This window comes from Janthinobacterium sp. NKUCC08_JDC, assembly GCF_019345575.1.
GTDB classification, from domain to species: Bacteria; Pseudomonadota; Gammaproteobacteria; order Burkholderiales; family Burkholderiaceae_D; genus Janthinobacterium; species Janthinobacterium aestuarii.
Map to the genome: position 1 here is coordinate 40,367 of NZ_JAHKQW010000004.1, position 18,126 is coordinate 58,492.

Genomic DNA, 18,126 nt, shown 5'->3' on the forward strand with positions numbered 1-18,126 from the left:
AGGTACGTGAGCGCAGTTGCAGGATATTCCGAGCCTGGCGAATTTCTTCGTCGCAACGCTCCTCGGACGGGGGATTTTAACATTGTCAAGGCCGGTACGCCAGCTTGTTCGCCATACATTGCCATGTAACAACACATAAAAAAAGCGCCCGCGGCCAGAAGGCCGGGGCGCTTTTCTTGCAATTTTGACTAGATTACTTCAGGCCGGCGGCGTCGCGCAGCAGGGCGACCTTGTCCGTACGCTCCCACGTGAATTCCGGCTCTTCGCGGCCGAAATGGCCGTAGGCGGCGCTCTTCTGGTAGATCGGGCGCAGCAGGTCGAGCATTTGCACGATGCCTTTTGGACGCAAATCGAAGTGCGCCAGCACCAGCTTGGCGATTTCCGCGTCGGGAATCACGCCCGTGCCTTCCGTGTAGACGGTGATGTTGATCGGCTTGGCCACGCCGATGGCGTAGCTGACCTGCACCTGGCATTGGCGCGCCAGACCGGCCGCAACGATGTTCTTCGCCACGTAGCGGGCCGCGTAGGCTGCCGAACGGTCGACTTTCGATGGGTCCTTGCCCGAAAACGCGCCGCCGCCGTGCGGGGCTGCGCCGCCGTAGGTGTCGACGATGATCTTGCGGCCGGTCAAGCCGCAATCGCCTTGCGGACCGCCGATGACGAAACGGCCCGTCGGGTTGACGAGGAATTTGGTCTCCGTCAGCCATTCGCGCGGCAGGATCGGCTTGATGATTTCTTCGATGACGGCTTCTTCGATCTGCTTGTGCGAGATTTCCGGCGCATGCTGGGTCGACAGCACGACCGTGTGCACGCCGACGGGGCGGCCATCGACGTAGCGCAGGGTCACTTGCGATTTCGCATCCGGACGCAGCCATGGCAAACGGCCATCCTTGCGCAGCTGCGACTGGCGCTCGACCAGGCGGTGCGCATAGTGGATGGCGGCGGGCATCAGCTCGGCCGTTTCATCGCAGGCGTAGCCGAACATCAAGCCCTGATCGCCAGCGCCTTGATCCAGGTCAATGCCTGCACCTTCATCGACGCCTTGCGCGATGTCCGGCGACTGCTTGTCATAGGCCACCAGCACGGCGCAACCTTTGTAGTCGATGCCGTATTCCGTGTTGTCGTAGCCGATGCGTTTGATGGTTTCGCGCGCAACTTGAATATAATCAACATTGGCGTGCGTGGTAATCTCGCCAGCCAGCACCACCAGGCCCGTGTTGCACAGGGTTTCGGCAGCCACGCGGGCGGCTGGATCCTGGGTCAGGATGGCGTCAAGGATGGCGTCGGAAATTTGATCGGCAACCTTGTCGGGATGGCCTTCCGAAACGGATTCGGAAGTGAAGAGATAGTCGTTTGACATTGCAAGCTCCTGTTTACTATGTGAATGTTCTGTCGCAGTAAAGAGGATTTTGCCTGCGACGCTTTAGCGATATTTATATTCCGCTTCGCAAGTTGTCTATTAACTCAGCGGTTACTGCATACGTGGTATTTTACGCTTCTTAAAAAATTTTGGCACAGCAACACGCCATTCCTGGAAACCGCTTATACATGTTAGTCCCAATTTTTCGCTTCTTGTCCGTCTTTCCCCTGCCCGTCCTGCATGGCCTGGGCGCTGCGCTCGGCTGGGTGATTTACGCCATTTCGCCGTCCTACCGCCGCCGCATGCGCGAGAACATGCAGGGTGCGGGGTTTTCGCAACACTTGCACACGGCCGTGGCCGAAGCGGGCAAGAGCGTGCTGGAATTACCGTTCATCTGGTGCGCGCCGGCCGAGCGCGTGGCGCGCCATGCAACGGTGGAAAACTGGGAACTGGTGGAAAAAGCGCTGCAGCATGGCCGCGGCATTGTCTTCCTGACACCGCACCTGGGCTGCTTTGAAATCGTCGCCCAGCAAATCGCGCTGCGCACGCCGCTCACCGTGATGTACCGCCCGCCCAAGCGCGCCGCCCTGAAACCGCTGATCGAAGGGGCCCGCGCGCGCGAAAACCTGATGCTGGCGCCGGCCAATATGTCGGGTGTGCGCATCTTTGCCAAATGCCTGAAAAAGGGGCAACCGATCGGCCTGCTGCCCGACCAGGTGCCGCAGGAGGGCGAAGGCGTGTGGGCCGACTTCTTCGGTCGTCCCGCCTACACCATGACCCTGCCGGCCAAGCTGGCACAGATGGGCGGCGCCGAAGTCATCATCACCTACGCGGAACGCCTGCCGGGCGGGCGCGGTTATGTCGTGCATTTCGTGCCGTTCACCGAATCGCTCGACAGCACCTCGGCCGAGCAGGCGCGCACCATCAATGCGGCCATGGAGCAATTGATCGCGCGCAGCCCGGCGCAATACCTGTGGAGCTACAACCGCTATAAAGTGCCGCGCGGCGCACCGCCGCCCACGCCGGCCACGTCCGATGCCGCCGGGGAGCAGGCATGAGATTGCTGATCGCCTTCATGTGGCTGCTGCACTGGCTGCCTTTACCCATTCTCGGCCGCTTCGGCGTGGCCGTCGGCAGCGTGCTGTTCATCGCCATGCCCACGCGGCGCAAGATCGCCCTGACGAATCTGCGCCTGTGCATGCCGGAATTGACGGAACAACAGCGCGTGGCGCTGGCGCGCCAGCATTTCCAGGCCTATTCGCGCAGCGTGTGGGAACGCAGCATCCTGTGGTGGTCGTCGGAAGCGCGCCTGAACCGTCTGATCAAGAAGGTGCCCGCCTTCCCGGGCCAGCAGATTGCGGCCAAGCCCACGATTTTGCTGTGTCCGCACTTCGTCTGCCTCGACGTGGCCGGCGCCGCCACGGCCATGGAAATTTCCGCCTCGTCGATGTATGTGCAGCAAAAGAACGCCGCCTTCGACCAGGCCTTGCGCAACGGCCGCTCGCGCTTCAAGCCGCCCAAGCTGTTTACGCGCCAGGACGGCATCAAGACGATTTTGCGCGCGCTGCGCGACGGCTTGCCGTATTTCATGCTGCCGGACATGGATTTCGGCGAAAAGGATGCGGAATTCGTGCCCTTCTTCGGCGTGCCCGCCGCCACCCTGACGGCCACGGCGCGTCTGGCGCTGGCCGCCAAGGCGCAGGTGATTCCCGTCATCGCCACCTTCCTGCCCAACTACCAGGGCTGGCAAGTGACCTACTATCCGGCCTGGGACGACTATCCGGGCGATGACATCACGGCCGCCACGCGCCGCATGAACGAATTCATCGAGGAGCGCGTGCGCGAAGCGCCGGCCGAGTATTTCTGGACGCATAAACGCTTCAAGACGCGTCCGGAAGGCGAAGCGTCGTTCTATAACCAGCACAAGTGATACGGCAGACCATGAAACTCCACTTTACCAAGATGCATGGCGCCGGCAATGACTTCATCGTCATCGACGCCATCAACCAGGATATCGATTTCACGCCGGCCCAGTGGCAGCGTTTGGCCGACCGCCGTTTCGGCATCGGCGCCGACCAGATTCTCGTCGTGGAAAAGCCGCGCCTGCCCGGCTGCGACTTCCGCTACCGCATCTATAACAACGATGGCGGCGAAGTCGAGCAATGCGGCAACGGCGCGCGCGCCTTCGTCAAGTTCGTCAGCGAAAAAGGGTTATCGAACAAGGCCAGCATCCGCGTGGAAACCATGGCCGGCGTCATCGCGCCGCGCCTGGAACTCGACGGCAGCATCACGGTCGACATGGGCGCGCCCGTGCTCGAACCGGCGCTGGTGCCGTTCGATGCGGCTGGCTTGACGGGCGTGGCCGAAGGCGCCGATCTGCTGTGGCCGCTGGACCTGGCTTTGCCGGGCCAAACCTCTCCTGTGCTGGTGTCCGTCGTCTCGATGGGCAACCCGCATGCCGTGCAAGTGGTCGACGATGTCGACGCCCAAGACCTGGAAGTGACAGGGCCGCGCATCGAGCACCATCCGCGCTTTCCCCGCAGGGTCAACGCCGGCTACATGCAGGTCGTCAACCGCCAGCACGTGAAACTGCGCGTGTTTGAGCGGGGCGCCGGTGAAACACTGGCGTGCGGCACGGGCGCCTGCGCGGCCGCCGTGGCCGGCATCCGCCGCGGCTTGCTCGATTCCCCCGTGCGCATCAGCGCGCGCGGCGGCGAACTGTCGATCGCCTGGCAAGGCCCCGGCCATCCCGTCCTGATGACGGGCCCGGCCGTAACCGTGTTCGAAGGCACGATCGAGCTGTAATCAACGCTGCATCATGCCGCCAGGAACTGCTGTTCCTGCGTGGCATCGAGCTCGGCCAGGTAGCACTTCAGGCGGTACAGACGCTGCCGGTAATTGCCTTCCGGCCCCGCCACGCTACAATCGACGCGCTCGAACAGCCGTACCACCTGATCGAGCAACTGGCGTTCCTGCGCCGTGCGGATCAGCACGAGGCGCCGCTTGCCGCGCCCATGCGTGGCACTGATATCGATCAACAGGCAATGCCCCTGGTCGGCCGCATGGATATCGAGCAACAGCGCCTCGGCACGCGACAGATGAAAGCAGCGTGCCAGCGCCAGGCGCGCCGCCAGCAGGGGGTGGCTCTGGCCCAGCTGGCGCAAATGTTCATCGGCGTGCATGGCGGCGCACTGGCCCCAGTCGCCGGGCTCGCCTTGCGGCGCGATTTTCGCCAGCGCCGCTTCCGCTTCACTGCTGCCTTGCGCCTGCGCCTGCAGCAGCCAATACGCGGCACGTACATCATTGTTGACACCGTCGCGGCGGTTACGCCACGCATGCATGCCGCATTCGAGCTGCGCCGGGCCATGCCCCAGGTCGGCAGCACGCTCCAGGCAGAAATGGGCTTCGACCACATTGCGCTGGGAAAATTCCGGTTTCGTATAGATGCGCGACAGCACGAACCAGGCTTCGGCCAGTCCCTGCTCGCCCGCCTGCGTCAGCCAGCGCACGGCACGCTTGAAATTGGCCGCGCCATTGCGCGTGGCCAGGCGCCGGCCATGCGCATCCATGCGCGCATAGCCGAGCCCCAGTTCCAGCTGCGCCGTGCGGTCGCCGCCATGCGCGGCCAGCTCGCAGCACTGCCAGCCCTCGGCATCGCCGCCAGGCGCCAATGCCTGGGCGCAACGCGACAGCAACAACACCTGCTGCGCGTCGAGGGCGATCGTGCGCGTACCGGCCGCCGCCTGGCGCTGCAGCAGCTCGCGCGCCAGCGGCAAGCCTTGTGACAGGAAGCCCGCATGGTTGCCCTGGCTCCACGCCTGCTCCAGCCAGGCGTGCAGCGGCGCGTCGCCATCGATGGCTTGCTCGCCAGCGGCGCTGGCGTCCTGTCCGGGCGCCGCCGATGATCTTTCTTGCAGGGACAACAACCATTGCGCATCGGGCAAGCCGGCGCGTACGGCGGCGTCCAGCGCCACGCGTGCCTTGGCGCGCAAGGCTTCACTGCTGCTGGCGGCGTTGCCCAGCACCAGTTGCGCCAGCACCAGGCCCGCCTGTACCAGACCCGCATCGAACGCTTGCGCGTAATACGGGATCAGCGCCTTGGCTGCGGGTTGCGCCACTTCGAAAGGCACGTGCGTGCCGATCAGCAAGCAGGCTTCCTGGCTATCTTCCTGGGCCGCCCGCGCCAGCCAGTGCAAGGCGGTCGGCAAGCTTTGCGGCACTCCCTGCCCAAACAGGTACACCCGTCCCAACGCCAGCTGGCAAGCCACATCGCCAGCACGTGCGCCCTTGATCAATCCTAATGTTTCGCGATTTGCCATCGATTCTCGATATTGAGTCAATGATTCTAATAATAGTGAGCCATCTCCAGACCCATCCTTGCAGGCCATCCCTTAGTGTAACGTCCTTGTGTCGTAAATCCGCCAAAGCGGCCTCAAGAACTTGATTCAACGCAACAATGTCCTGTTCCCAACATGCCAAGATGACACGGCGCCGCGACGGTGGCGATGGGAAAACGCCGGCCATCGGCGCAGGACTGGCAGAAACCGCGCGTTACAAAAATACAACAGGGGTATGCAGTTATGCCGCTTTTCACCAATCTTTTCACGCATATTTGACCAATCCCGCACGTCTTGCGCGCCGACGAATTAAGGTTCATTCATCGAAACGCGACAGTTAGCGCATTTCAATCTGCTCGGATCTCGGACGGAACTCACTTTTAATAGGGAATAAGACATGAAAAAATCACTCGTTGCCCTCGCACTCTTCGGCGCCTTTGCCGCAACCGCACAAGCGCAGTCGTCCGTCCAAATCTACGGCACGATCGATGCAGGCCTGGGCAAAGCGACTGGTTCGACCACCGCCGTCACCAAGCGCGACAACAACAAACTGGGTTTCAAGGGCACGGAAGATCTGGGCAATGGCTTGAAAGCTATTTTCCAACTGGAAATTCGCTATGAATCCGACACCGGCACGCTGGAAAGCAATGGCGCCCGTCCGCTGTTCCAGGGTCAAAGCCGCGTCGGCCTGCAAGGCGACTTCGGTACCGTACGTCTGGGCCGTGGCCTGACCGCGTTCCAGGAAACGAGCACCGGTTTCGAACCATGGTCGGGCATGCCTACGCCAGCCGGTTTCCAGACCGACCTGACCGTCGCCGGCTACACCAGCGATCCGCTGAGCCCAGCTGGCAACTCGCGTAACCGCTTCTCGAATGCCGTGTTCTACAACTCGCCAGTCATCAGCGGCTTCCAGTTCAACGCCACCGTGGCCGCCAAGGAAGCGAACAACAACGCCGCCGTTGCAGCGTCCGTGCGCAACCTGACGACGAATGCCTCCGGTAACTACTTCGTGCCAGGCAATGTGGCGCCGGCATCGAATCCATACTCGGTATCCGTGACGTACTCCTCGCCAGGCTTTGCCGCCATGGCCGCCTACGAGCGCAATGGCCTGCAAGCCAAGCTGTGGTCGGTCGGTGCGTCGGTCAATCCGATTCCTGAGCTGAAAGTCATGCTGTCGATCCAGCACCAGAACGATGAAGAATTCAAGATCGTCAATACCGGCACCAAATCGTGGGTGCTGGGCGCCAACTACGACGTCGGCCCAGGCAAGATCCGCGCTGGCTACGGTCAAAAAACGCCGGATGGCGTAGTCAAAACCAAGCAAGCATCGCTGGGCTATGACTACAATCTGTCGAAACGTACCTATGTGTACGCAGATATTTCGAACAAGAAAGCTGCCAGCACGACCAACTACAACGTTTCGAGCACGACCAACTACATCGGCGTCGGCGTACACCACAACTTCTAATGGCCCGCCTGTCACCCTCCGCGGGTGACAGCTGACCAGGAAGACAAGGCGGCATGGGCAACCATGCCGCTTTTTTTATGGGCGTGCGGAAAATGCACGGGCGCCGCGCCCTTTGCGCCTATGCCGCCGCACTCTCGGTTAGAATGAAGCGTTCAACTTTCACTGACAGATATTCTCAATGACCGCCACACTCGATTCCAGCACCGTCGCCCAGTACCTGAGCGAGCATCCGAATTTCTTCGAAGAGCATACCGCCCTGCTCGGTGAGGTCAAGCTGAGCAGCCCGCTGACGGGACGCACCATCTCGCTGCAGGAGCGGCAGATGGAAGTGATGCGCGACAAGTACAAGGCGCTCGAGCTGCGCATGTCCAAGCTGAGCCGCGTGGCCGAGGAAAATGGCGATATCGCCAGCAAGTTCCACGGCTGGAACCAGGCCATGCTGCAAGTGCGCAACGATGCGGACATGCCGCGCGTGCTGGTCGATGCCTTGCAAAGCAATTTCGACGTGCCCTACGTCAGCCTGCGCCTGTGGCAAGTGCTGCCGGAACACGCCGACGGCTGGTTCACGGAAGACGTGACGGCCGACGTGCGCATGTTCGCCAACAGCCTGCAAACGCCGTACTGCGGCAGCAACCGCGATTTCGAAGCCGTGCACTGGTTGCAAGCTGACAAGATCGAATCGACCGTCATGATCGCCCTGCGCGCCCCGAACACCACGGGCACCTTCGGCTTGCTGGTGCTCGGTTCGCCCGACAGCGAACGCTTTACGTCAAGCATGGGCACGGACTTCCTCGTGCATATCGGCGCCACGGCCAGCGCCGCCCTGGCCGCGCTGCGCGCCGGCTCGCCTGCCTGAATACGCCATGAATGCGGCGCGCGGCAAGGCCGAGTGGCTTGACGCCTACCTGGCGCAGCTGGCCACGCAGCGCAAGCTGTCGCCCCATACCTTGGACGCCTACGGGCGCGACTTGCGCGCCTTGCTGGAACTGAGCGGCGATACGCCGTGGACGGCGCTCGCGCACAACGAAGTACGCCGCTACACGGCCAAGCTGCACGCTGGCGGCCTCGATCCGCGCTCAATCGCGCGCAAGCTGTCGTCGTGGCGGGGCTTTTTCAACTGGCTCAGCGGCGAGACCCAGCTCGACGCCAATCCCGTCGACGGCATCCGCGCCCCCAAGCGGGCCAAAACCTTACCCAAAGCCTTGTCGGTGGACGACGCCGTGCGCCTCGTGGCACCCGCGCAACACCAGCAAGGCGCCGCCGAGCCGGAGCAGCTGTGCAACCGCGCCATGTTCGAACTGCTGTATTCGAGCGGCTTGCGCGTGTCCGAACTGACCAGCCTGGACACCCATTACTGCAAGGCCGAGAACGGCCGCGACGCCTCGCTGGGCTGGCTCGACATGGCCAGCTTCGAAGTCATCGTCACGGGCAAGGGCAACAAGATGCGCAAGGTGCCGGTCGGCAAGGCAGCCCTCGTGGCCCTGACCGCCTGGCTGGCCGTGCGTCCGCCGGCGGCCGATGGCAGCGCCGCCCTGTTTCTCAGCACGCGCGCCACGCGCATCTCGCCGCGCGTGCTGCAGTTGCGCCTGAAGGCGCACGCGCTGGCCACGGACATTCCCGCGAACGTGCATCCGCACGTGCTGCGCCACTCGTTCGCTTCGCACGTGCTGCAATCGTCGGGCGACTTGCGCGCCGTGCAGGAAATGCTGGGCCATTCCAGCATCACCTCGACCCAGGTCTACACGGCCCTCGATTTCCAGCACCTGGCGCACGTGTACGACCAGGCGCACCCGCGCGCCAAGGTCAAGTAGGCAGCCGCGCCCGTTGGCCAGCCTGATCCATATCAAGCGGATCGGCGCGCATTTGCAAGCTTTTGCAAAATTCCGGCATAATCGTCCGCATTCTTCCGCTTGCGCGGCGGCACCACCGATTACAGCATAGGCATCTTCATGGCACTGATTCCAACCACCATCCTCACCGGCTTCCTGGGCGCAGGCAAAACCACCTTGCTCAACCGCATACTGCAGGAAGACCATGGCATGCGCATCGCCGTGATCGAAAACGAGTTTGGCCAGGAAAACATCGACAATGAAATCCTGGTGCAGGATAGCAACGAACACATCATCGAGATGAACAACGGCTGCATCTGCTGCACCGTGCGCGGCGACCTGATCGTGGGCTTGACGGAACTGGCGCGCAAGCGCGACGCCGGCCTGCTGGCATTCGACCGCGTCGTCATCGAAACGACGGGCCTGGCCAATCCCGGTCCCGTGGCGCAAACCTTCTTTGTCGACGAGGAAGTGGGCAGCCACTACATGCTCGACGCCATCATCACGGTGGTCGATGCCCGCCATGCAATGAAGCAACTCGATGAATACGAGGAAGCCCAGCGGCAAGTGGGCTTTGCCGACAAGCTGCTGCTGTCGAAAACCGACCTCGTCAGTGAAGACGACGTGGCCGCCCTGACGCGCCGCCTGAAGCGCATCAATCCCCGCGCACCGATCGCCAAGGTCGATTTCGGCCGTGCGCCACTGGCCGAAGTACTCGACATCCGCGGCTTCAACCTGAATGAAAAGCTGGAACTGGACCCGGATTTCCTCGCCACGGAAACGGCGCACGTGCACGATCATGACCATGCGCACGACCACGATCACGCACATGAACATGGCCATGAGCACAAGCATGAGCACGCACATGAGCACACCGAAGCCTGCGCCACCGATTGCGGCCATGCCGACCACCACCACGCGCAGCACAGCGACGATATCGCCGCCTTTGTTTTCAAGAGCACGCAACCGTTCGACAGCGCCAAGCTCGACGAGTTCCTCGGCGGCCTGGTGCAAGTGTATGGCCCGCGCATGCTGCGCTACAAGGGCGTACTGCTGATGCAGGGCGCCGAGCGCAAGGTGGTCTTCCAGGGCGTGCACCAGTTGATGGGCAGCGACCTGGGCGCCAAATGGGGCGACAACGAAGTGCGTGGCAGCAAAATGGTGTTTATTGGCAAAAATCTACCAAAAGACATTTTTATTCGCGGACTCGAACAATGTTTGGTATAAACTAGCCGGGTTTTGCAAAGTACCCGTTGCAAAGCAGAAACAAAAGGGAAAGTTAAGCACGCTTTCCCGCTGTCCGACACCCATCTTGCTGGTATAAACCAACAAGTAGCCGTCTCTGATCGGCTAGTCAACAAATCGGGATGGCAATATAAAGCAAAGCGTGCCAAAATCAGCGACGAAAACGGCCCATGTCGTTAGCCTGTCATGAAATGCTGGCAAACTGCCGCTGGCCGCATGCCAGGCATGCAACCGATCCACCCAACACGCCTGTTGACGCGCGCATAGCGCGACTGGCATAGAGCGGTAAAAAGTTATCAACATGGCACCTTAGCCGGCCGGTAATCCTGGCTTACGCCGGCAAGCCAAGGTCGCACGCAGTACAGCGGGACAGCAATGCCAAGCGGAACCTGTACAGTTGCTCGGTATCGCCGCATCAACTGATCAATTTGAAAACTCTGTCGTATCGAAGGTAAGCGAAGTTATGACCAAAACTAATAAATCGACCCCGGCCGCCAACCAAGACATCCCTCTCATCAGCGAAGATCAAATTCGCGCCATGAGCGAAGATGACTACATGAATCCGGCACAACTGGCATTCTTCAAGGCGCGCCTGCAGCAGCTCGAAAAAGACCTGCTGAAAAACGCCGGCGAAACCACGGAACACTTGCGTGAAACCGTGCTCGTACCGGACCCTGCCGACCGCGCTACGATCGAGGAAGAGCATGCGCTGGAACTGCGCACGCGCGACCGCGAGCGCAAATTGCTGAAGAAAGTACAGCAATCGATCGCCAGCATCGACGCCGGCGACTATGGCTGGTGCGAAGAAACGGGCGAGCCTATCGGCATCCCGCGCCTGATCGCCCGTCCGACCGCCACCCTGTCGCTGGAAGCCCAGCAACGGCGCGAACTGAAGCAAAAACTCTACGGCGACTGATCGCCCCCTCCCCTTGCGCGGCCGCCCTGGCGGCCCCGTGATGGCGATAGAAAAAGCACACAACCCCGGTTGCGTGCTTTTTTTTCGTTCCGCGCCGACTACACTGAAGCAAGCACGGCAGCGGCAAGTGCCGCTTGCAATTGCCTTTTCCATCCCCACTTTTGAAGCATGGGCGCGCAATCGCATGGCCTTGCACGCATCGGCACGAATCTTTTGAGGTCACTATGGAACAATTTCACGGCACCACCATCCTCTGCGTCCGGCGCGGCAAGCAAGTCGCCCTGGGCGGCGACGGCCAGGTAACGCTCGGCAACATCGTCATGAAAGGCACGGCCCGCAAAGTGCGTAAGTTGTATCAGGGCAAAGTCCTGGTCGGCTTTGCCGGCGGCACCGCCGACGCTTTTACCTTGCTCGACCGTTTTGAAGGCAAGCTGGAAAAACACCAGGGCAATCTGCTGCGCGCCTCCGTCGAACTGGCAAAGGACTGGCGCACCGACCGCGTGCTGCGCCGCCTGGAAGCGATGCTGCTGGTAGCCGACAGCGAATCGACCCTGGTCATCACGGGCAATGGCGACGTGCTGGAACCGGAAGACGGCATCGGCGCCATCGGCTCGGGCGGCACCTACGCCCAGTCCGCCGCCAAGGCGCTGCAGGAAAACACGGACTTGTCGCCGGCCGACGTGGTCAAGAAATCGCTGACCATCGCCGCCGAGCTGTGCATCTACACCAACATGTCCCACATCATCGAAACCCTAGACTAAGAGTCCCCGAGAAAACGCCCATGGCTGCGTTGCATGGCCTGGGCGTACAAAAACGTACTGCCTGCGGCCACGCGCCTTGCCCTGAACGTTTTTCGGGAACTCTACGCAAAGAAGACAGAAAGCCAATTATGATCATGAACATGACCCCGTCGGAAATCGTCACTGAACTCGACAAGCACGTGGTGGGCCAGGCCAAGGCCAAGCGCGCCGTCGCCATCGCCCTGCGCAACCGCTGGCGCCGCCAGCAGGTGGCCGAGCCCCTGCGCCATGAAATCACGCCAAAAAATATCCTCATGATCGGCCCCACGGGCGTCGGCAAGACGGAAATCGCGCGCCGCCTGGCCAAGCTGGCCGAGGCGCCGTTCATCAAGATCGAAGCCACCAAATTTACGGAAGTCGGTTATGTGGGCCGCGACGTCGACACCATCATCCGCGACCTGATCGACATCGGCATCAAGCAGACGCGCGCGCTGGAAATGAAGAAGGTGCGCGCACGCGCCGAAGATGCGGCCGAAGACCGCGTGATCGACATCCTCGTACCGCCGGCGCGCGACTTCGGCTTCACGCCGAATACGGCCGCGGCCGTGGACACGGGCAGCGGCGACAGCACGCGCCAGACCTTCCGCAAGCGCTTGCGCCAGGGCGAGCTCGATGACAAGGAAATCGAGATCGAACTGGCCGAGGCGGGCCCGCAGATGGAAATCATGGCGCCGCCGGGCATGGAAGAAATGACGGAGCAGATCAAGTCCATGTTCTCGGGCGTGGGCGCGCAGCGCAAGAAGGCGCGCAAGGTCAAGATCAAGGAAGCCTTGAAACTGCTGGTCGAGGAAGAAGCGGCCAAGCTGCTCAACGAAGATGAGCTGAAACAGAAGGCCATCCAGAACGTCGAGCAGAACGGCATCGTCTTCCTCGATGAAATCGACAAGATCGCCTCGCGCTCGGAGTCGGGCGGCGCCGACGTTTCGCGCGCGGGCGTGCAGCGCGACCTGCTGCCGCTGGTCGAAGGCACGACCGTCAACACCAAGTACGGCATGATACGCACGGACCATATCCTGTTCATCGCCTCGGGCGCGTTCCACCTGTCTAAACCGTCGGACCTGATTCCGGAACTGCAGGGGCGCTTCCCCATCCGCGTGGAGCTGGAATCGCTGTCGATCTCGGACTTCGAGCGCATCTTGACGAGCACCGACGCCTGCCTGACGATGCAGTATGAAGCCTTGCTGGCGACGGAAAACCTGAAACTGCAGTTCGCGCCGGAAGGCATCACGCGCCTGGCGGAAATCGCCTATTCGGTTAACGAGCGCACGGAAAATATCGGCGCGCGCCGCCTGCACACGGTGATGGAAAAGCTGCTGGAAGAAGTGTCGTTTACGGCCAGCGAAGGCAGCAGCAGCTCGGAAAACCTGCTGGTGATCGATGCCGCGTATGTCAACGAACGCCTGGAAGCGCTGTCGGTCAACGAGGACCTGTCGCGCTACGTGCTGTAAGAAAGAAGGGGGAAACCGATGGCAAACAAGGCATTGGCGACGCGGCAGAAAATGCAGTTCCGCGTCGAACCCTCGCAAAAACCGCGCAACCCGGTCGCCACTGCAGCCCTGCAGCGCGCTGCCGGGGCGCACGTGAAAACCGTATCAGGCCAGCGCCAGCAGGAAAAACGCCTGCTGGCGAAACTGCTGTTGAAAGTAGAAACGGACAAATAGGCCGCCCGCGGACACCCCTTTTTACAGGGCGTCCGCCATCAGGCCACTCTCTGCCGCGGCAGCATCCCCTTAGAAGCGGTAGGACGCGCCCAGCGAAAACATGTCGACCTTGGTCGTTTGCTTGCTGTTGTACTTGACGGGCACGCGGTCCCAGTCGAGGTGCAGCGACCAGTTCTTGTTCAGCGCATACGCCGCGCCAAGGCCGTAGGTCAGGCCGATCTTGCTCTTCTTGTCCGAACCGCCACCCAGATAATCGACCTTGCCCTGCGTGTAGGCCGCACCGGCGCGGCCACTCAATGTAAACGCGTCAAACTGGTAACCGAGCACGCCCTGCATGCCGAGGCCCGTGAACTTGCCGCGGCCAGCGCGCTTGCCCGCGTCCGTGTCGAAGCCGGACTTGACCTCGCCACCCATGTACCCCACCAGTTCAATCGAAGGCACGGCCACGCCGCCCTGAAACGGCAGCGCGTCGAAACTGTAACCCAGGTAGGCCTTTCCATTGCGCTTGCTGCTTTTGTCGCAATCGCTTTGTCCGGCGATGCAATCGAGGCCGCTACTGGCGCGAAAGCCATAGCTGGCGCCCGCATAGAAGGGTCCTGGTGCAGGCTCGGCTGCGGTGGCATGCAGGGGAGCGATGGTGGCCAGCGCCAGCAGCGCTGCGGGAAAACGGAAAGATGGGAACATGGATAACCTCTACAAGTGGATGGATTGCCTGGTTGTAGCGCGCTGCGCGAGCCACAAGCGGGAGTGTCATCGCTTTTGCCGAAAAGTACTATCACCTTGTGCAAAGTGCCATTAACGGCTACATTCGGTACCGTCACCCGCTACCAAACTTGTAAAAAAGGATATCCCGTGAGTTCACCTGAACTGGTTTTGCGCGTGCTGCGCACCCAACTGCGCGCCGCCGGCATCACGTACAAGGTACTGGCCGAACGCATCGGCATGAGCGAGTCGAGCGTCAAGCGCATGTTTGGCCAGCACGACATGTCGCTGTCGCGCCTGGCCCTGATCTGCAAGGCCTCGGGCATCGCCATGGAAGATGTGCTGCGCGGCGCGGCCGACATCACGCCGCATGCCGACACGCTCACCCTGGTACAGGAAAAGTCGCTGGTGGCGCATCCGCGCCTGCTGCTGGTGGCGATCTGCTGCCTCGGCCACTGGAGCCTGGAGCAGGTGGTGGAAACGTATGCGCTGACGCAGGCCGAATGCATCGGCTGCCTGGCCGAACTGGACCGACTGGGCTTGATCGAACTCAAGCCGCTGAACCGCTACAGCCTGCGCGTCTCGAACGCCTTCCACTGGCTGGCCGACGGCCCGGTGCAGCAGTACTTCCGCGAACACGTGGTGGCCGATTATTTCAGCGGGCATTTCGACGGCGCCGGCGAGACCCTGATGTGCATCCCGGCGCGCCTGTCGCTGTCGAGTGCGCAGGAGCTGGTGCAAAAGATCCGCCAGCTGGCCGAGGAACTGGCGCGGTTGCACCAGAACGACCGGCGCCTGGCACCCGCCGAGCGCGATGGCTTTACCCTGCTGCTGGGTTTCCGCTCATGGGAATTTGCCGCCTTCACGGCCCTGCGCCGCAGCTCGGCGTCGGCCGCTCCGGCGGCGCCCTACCAGACGGGCCCCAGGAACAGATAAAACGTGCTCTCGCCGCCCTTCGATGCGCCCGAGGCCACGTACACGGGACCGAAGCGCGTATCGACGGAAATAAAGGCGCTGCTCGCTTGCGTGAACTTGGTCGATTTCCAGCGCTCGCTCTGATCGAAGCCGCCGCCCATCTCCAGCGAAAAGCCGGCCCGCACGGCGCCGCCCAGGGTACTGGGCAGGGAACCGATGCGGCGCGCCATCACGAAGCGCGCCAGGGCCACGCTGCGTCCCGTCACCGATTCGAACTGCGTGCCGGACAGGCGCAGGAAGCCACCCAGGCTGAGCGGCGCCTCTCCGCGCTGCGCGCGCGCCCATTCGCCATACACATGGCCGGCCCAGTTGCCGCGGCTAAAAGCCTGCATGCCGGTGATGGAAGAGCGGCCCAGGGCCGCTTCGCCTGACCCCGTGCTCGAATCGCGCGTCCAGGTGGCATCCACCAGCATGCCGCGCGTGGGGAAACCCGGTGAATCGAGCGTATCGACGCGCAGCTGCACAAACTGCGTGGTGCCCAGTGCGCGCGATTCCGGCAGCGTAGGGTCGGCCGGAATCGCCAGCCTGCCCTTGACCTCCGTGCGCGTGACGCCAAACCGCAGATCGCCCCAGGTACCAAACTGGCGTCCCAGTACCAGCGCCGCCGTCTGGCCGTTATATGTCACGCGGGAGCTGCGCCGGCCCTTGTCGAACAAATCCATCGCCGACGAGCTGTACTGCAGTTCCGGCGCGATATACCACGGGTTGCCGGCCCCCAGCGGCTGCCAGAACTGCACGCCATAACCGCGCTCATTGCCGATCTGCGCCATGCTGCGCAATTCGCCGCCCCAGCTGTTCAGGTTCGAGCGCACGTGCAGCAGCTTCAGGGCAAAGGTATTGCTGTCCCTGAAATCGCTGGCCATTTCCAGGCCCACGCGCAGCCGGTTGCTGGCCCACGGCGCTTCGACCGCCTTGATGTTGACCGTGCGCTGGTCGCCCGCGTCGACCACTTCCGTCTCCACGCGCGCCACGTCGCCACGGCCATACAGCCTGGCGGCCGCCTTGAGCACATCTTCCTGACTGACCGGCTGCCCTTCCACCAGGCCCGATTGGGCCTGCAGGATGCGCGGATTGATATCGCCTTCGCTCTCCACGGCCAGGCGCGTGAGCGGCAGGGCCACGTCCAGCAGGGCCGGCGCCGCCAGGCGCAGCTGCTCGCGCGCCGCATACTGTTCCGGCGGCAGGGCCAGCGGCGCCAGGCGGGCGGCCAATGCCTGCGCCGCCTGTTCGCCGGCGCGCATGGCACGTGCATAGTTTTCAAAGTCGAGGAAACTCACGCCCGTCAGGTCGGGCGCCACGAGGATATCCTGCGATTGCAGCTCCTTGAGCGAGCGCTGCACGTTCTGCTCCGTGAGTATCTGCAGCATCTGCTGCGCCACGCCGATGGCGCTGCCCAGCTCTTTTTCCGGCGCCAGCGGCGTGCCCACGTTGACGGCGATGATGACGTCCGCGCCCATGGCGCGCGCCATGTCGACGGGCAGGTTGCGCACCAGGCCCCCATCGACCACCAGCCGGTTATTCACGCGCACGGGCGCGAACACGCCCGGCACGGCCAGCGAGGCGCGCATCGACAGGAACAACGGCGTGTCGACCAGTTCCACCAGTTCGCCATTGACCAGGTCCGACGCCACCGAGCGGAAGGGCAAGGGCAGCTGGCTGGCCGGGCGGTCGCGCATGCCGGCCGGCAACAGCCGGTTCAGGGCCATTTCCAGCGCCGCATTGCTGGCCGCCGCCGGCGGCGTGGAAATGCCGTTGCGGCTGGTACCAAACTCGATGCGCGACGGCAGCAGCAAATCTTCCTCGCGGCGGCGGAACGCCAGTTCGTCGCGCGGCGGCCGGTCGGCCACCACGCGCGCCCAGTTGGTGTCGCGCGCCATCTTTTCCAGGTCCGCCACGGAAGCGCCGGCCGCATACGCGCCGCCGACCACGCCGCCCATGCTGGTGCCCACCACCATGTCGATCGGCACGTGCAGCTCCTGCAGCACTTTCAAGACGCCGATATGCGCAAGGCCGCGCGCGCCGCCGCCCGACAGCACGAGAGCGATGCGCGGGCGGGCCGGCGCGGGGGCAGGAATGGCCACGGTGGAACCAGGGGAAGGCGTGACGGCAGGAACGTCGGCTGCGGCGCCGGCTTGCGGCAAGGCGCACAGCGCCGCCACGCAGCCCGCCAGGACGGCACGGATCGAGAACATGAAGACTCCAGTCGCAATGGCGGCACGGCGCCATCGGCAAAATACGATAAGAACGGCGTTAATTCGACGGCGGCGTGCTGGTGGTGGTCACCTGCGGCGCCGCCGGCATGACGGTGGCCGGACGCTGCTGCTCCATCGGCAGCGGCGGCGGCACCAGATTCGATGCCGGCGCCGGGGCCGGTGCAGGTGTTGGGGTGGCGGACACGGGCCCCGGCAAGGCCAGCGCCTTGTCGTCGGCCACCAGGTCGATGCGCTTGCTCACGCCGCCATCGCGCAGCAGCACGTGGCGCGCATGCACTTCCAGCACCGTCACGCCGGGCACCACCTCGGCGCCTTCCGGCAAGGCCACGGACGGCTTGCCATCGGTCGAGATGATGGCCACGCTACCGCGGCCATTGCCGGCGGCCACCACGCCCTTGAGTTGGTAATTGCTGGCCGTGGCCACGCTGACCTGGCCGCCGAACAGCGAGGCGCCCGCCTCCACACTGGCATCCTGTACCACCGGTACGGCCGGCGGATTGATGGGGCGCTGCGGCGCCTTGAACAGCTGCATGGCCCAATAGGCCAGCGAGACGGACAGCGCCACGACGGCGAGCAAACTTGTAAATTGAGGCAAACGCTTCATGGCTTCCTTGGGTTTC

Annotated in this window: 17 protein-coding genes and 1 riboswitch; of the genes, 12 read left to right on the forward strand and 5 right to left on the reverse strand. The window is 63.0% G+C overall.

The window, feature by feature from the left end:
- Nucleotide 1: 1 nt before the first annotated feature.
- A riboswitch (S-adenosyl-L-homocysteine riboswitch) is annotated at nt 2-70 on the reverse strand.
- Nucleotides 71-193: 123 nt separating this feature from the next.
- A complete protein-coding gene (gene metK / locus KO538_RS12455) occupies nt 194-1,360 on the reverse strand; it encodes a methionine adenosyltransferase (RefSeq protein ID WP_034783537.1) in 1,167 nt (388 codons plus the stop codon).
- A 188-nt stretch (nt 1,361-1,548) separates the two neighbouring features.
- Here metK and KO538_RS12460 point away from each other — a divergent pair, with 188 nt between their 5' ends.
- The 3 genes from KO538_RS12460 to dapF are packed head-to-tail and all read left to right on the forward strand — an operon-like array spanning nt 1,549 to nt 4,165.
- Nucleotides 1,549-2,418: a lysophospholipid acyltransferase family protein gene (locus KO538_RS12460; protein ID WP_070304528.1), complete on the forward strand. Its 870-nt coding sequence runs from the start codon at nt 1,549-1,551 to the stop codon at nt 2,416-2,418.
- On the forward strand, nt 2,415-3,290 hold the full coding sequence (locus tag KO538_RS12465; protein WP_034753075.1) for a lipid A biosynthesis acyltransferase: 876 nt from the start codon (nt 2,415-2,417) through the stop codon (nt 3,288-3,290). The genes KO538_RS12460 and KO538_RS12465 overlap by 4 nt, the downstream gene beginning before the upstream one ends.
- 11 nt (nt 3,291-3,301) lie before the next feature.
- Complete coding sequence (dapF, locus tag KO538_RS12470; protein ID WP_219328489.1) at nt 3,302-4,165, forward strand: diaminopimelate epimerase; 864 nt, start codon at nt 3,302-3,304, stop codon at nt 4,163-4,165.
- Between the two features lie 11 nt (nt 4,166-4,176).
- Here dapF and KO538_RS12475 read toward each other — a convergent pair whose 3' ends face one another.
- Entirely contained in the window at nt 4,177-5,679 is a 1,503-nt protein-coding gene (locus KO538_RS12475; protein WP_219328490.1) for an SEL1-like repeat protein, read from the reverse strand.
- 415 nt (nt 5,680-6,094) lie between these two features.
- On the opposite strand from KO538_RS12475, the gene KO538_RS12480 reads away from it, so the two are divergent.
- The 8 genes from KO538_RS12480 (at nt 6,095) to KO538_RS12515 (ending at nt 13,616) form a co-directional block, all read left to right on the forward strand.
- Nucleotides 6,095-7,165 carry a porin gene (locus KO538_RS12480; protein WP_034753069.1) on the forward strand — a complete coding sequence of 357 codons (1,071 nt, stop codon included), beginning with the start codon at nt 6,095-6,097 and terminating at the stop codon, nt 7,163-7,165.
- 178 nt (nt 7,166-7,343) lie between these two features.
- Nucleotides 7,344-8,021, forward strand: a complete 678-nt coding sequence (locus tag KO538_RS12485; protein WP_035823876.1) for a DUF484 family protein — start codon at nt 7,344-7,346, stop codon at nt 8,019-8,021.
- Nucleotides 8,022-8,028: 7 nt separating this feature from the next.
- Nucleotides 8,029-8,976, forward strand: a complete 948-nt coding sequence (locus KO538_RS12490) for a tyrosine recombinase XerC (protein WP_219328491.1) — start codon at nt 8,029-8,031, stop codon at nt 8,974-8,976.
- A gap of 138 nt (nt 8,977-9,114) precedes the next feature.
- Nucleotides 9,115-10,221: a GTP-binding protein gene (locus KO538_RS12495; protein ID WP_070304593.1), complete on the forward strand. Its 1,107-nt coding sequence runs from the start codon at nt 9,115-9,117 to the stop codon at nt 10,219-10,221.
- A 481-nt stretch (nt 10,222-10,702) separates the two neighbouring features.
- Nucleotides 10,703-11,155, forward strand: a complete 453-nt coding sequence (gene dksA, locus KO538_RS12500; protein WP_034753066.1) for an RNA polymerase-binding protein DksA — start codon at nt 10,703-10,705, stop codon at nt 11,153-11,155.
- Between the two features lie 224 nt (nt 11,156-11,379).
- Complete coding sequence (hslV, locus tag KO538_RS12505; protein ID WP_034753065.1) at nt 11,380-11,916, forward strand: ATP-dependent protease subunit HslV; 537 nt, start codon at nt 11,380-11,382, stop codon at nt 11,914-11,916.
- 134 nt (nt 11,917-12,050) lie between these two features.
- Nucleotides 12,051-13,403: an ATP-dependent protease ATPase subunit HslU gene (gene hslU, locus KO538_RS12510; protein ID WP_034753607.1), complete on the forward strand. Its 1,353-nt coding sequence runs from the start codon at nt 12,051-12,053 to the stop codon at nt 13,401-13,403.
- An 18-nt stretch (nt 13,404-13,421) separates the two neighbouring features.
- Nucleotides 13,422-13,616, forward strand: coding sequence for a hypothetical protein (locus KO538_RS12515; protein ID WP_034753063.1), 195 nt, complete (start codon nt 13,422-13,424; stop codon nt 13,614-13,616).
- A 69-nt stretch (nt 13,617-13,685) separates the two neighbouring features.
- Here the strand turns inward: KO538_RS12515 and KO538_RS12520 are convergent, their stop codons facing one another.
- Nucleotides 13,686-14,300: an outer membrane protein gene (locus KO538_RS12520; protein WP_219328492.1), complete on the reverse strand. Its 615-nt coding sequence runs from the start codon at nt 14,298-14,300 to the stop codon at nt 13,686-13,688.
- Nucleotides 14,301-14,468: 168 nt separating this feature from the next.
- Here KO538_RS12520 and KO538_RS12525 point away from each other — a divergent pair, with 168 nt between their 5' ends.
- Nucleotides 14,469-15,254: a helix-turn-helix transcriptional regulator gene (locus KO538_RS12525; protein WP_072455805.1), complete on the forward strand. Its 786-nt coding sequence runs from the start codon at nt 14,469-14,471 to the stop codon at nt 15,252-15,254.
- Here the strand turns inward: KO538_RS12525 and KO538_RS12530 are convergent.
- Nucleotides 15,227-17,485, reverse strand: a complete 2,259-nt coding sequence (locus KO538_RS12530; protein WP_072455807.1) for a patatin-like phospholipase family protein — start codon at nt 17,483-17,485, stop codon at nt 15,227-15,229. The genes KO538_RS12525 and KO538_RS12530 overlap by 28 nt on opposite strands.
- Before the next feature lie 58 nt (nt 17,486-17,543).
- Entirely contained in the window at nt 17,544-18,110 is a 567-nt protein-coding gene (locus tag KO538_RS12535) for a type II secretion system protein N (protein ID WP_080698615.1), read from the reverse strand.
- Between the last annotated feature and the right edge of the window lie 16 nt (nt 18,111-18,126).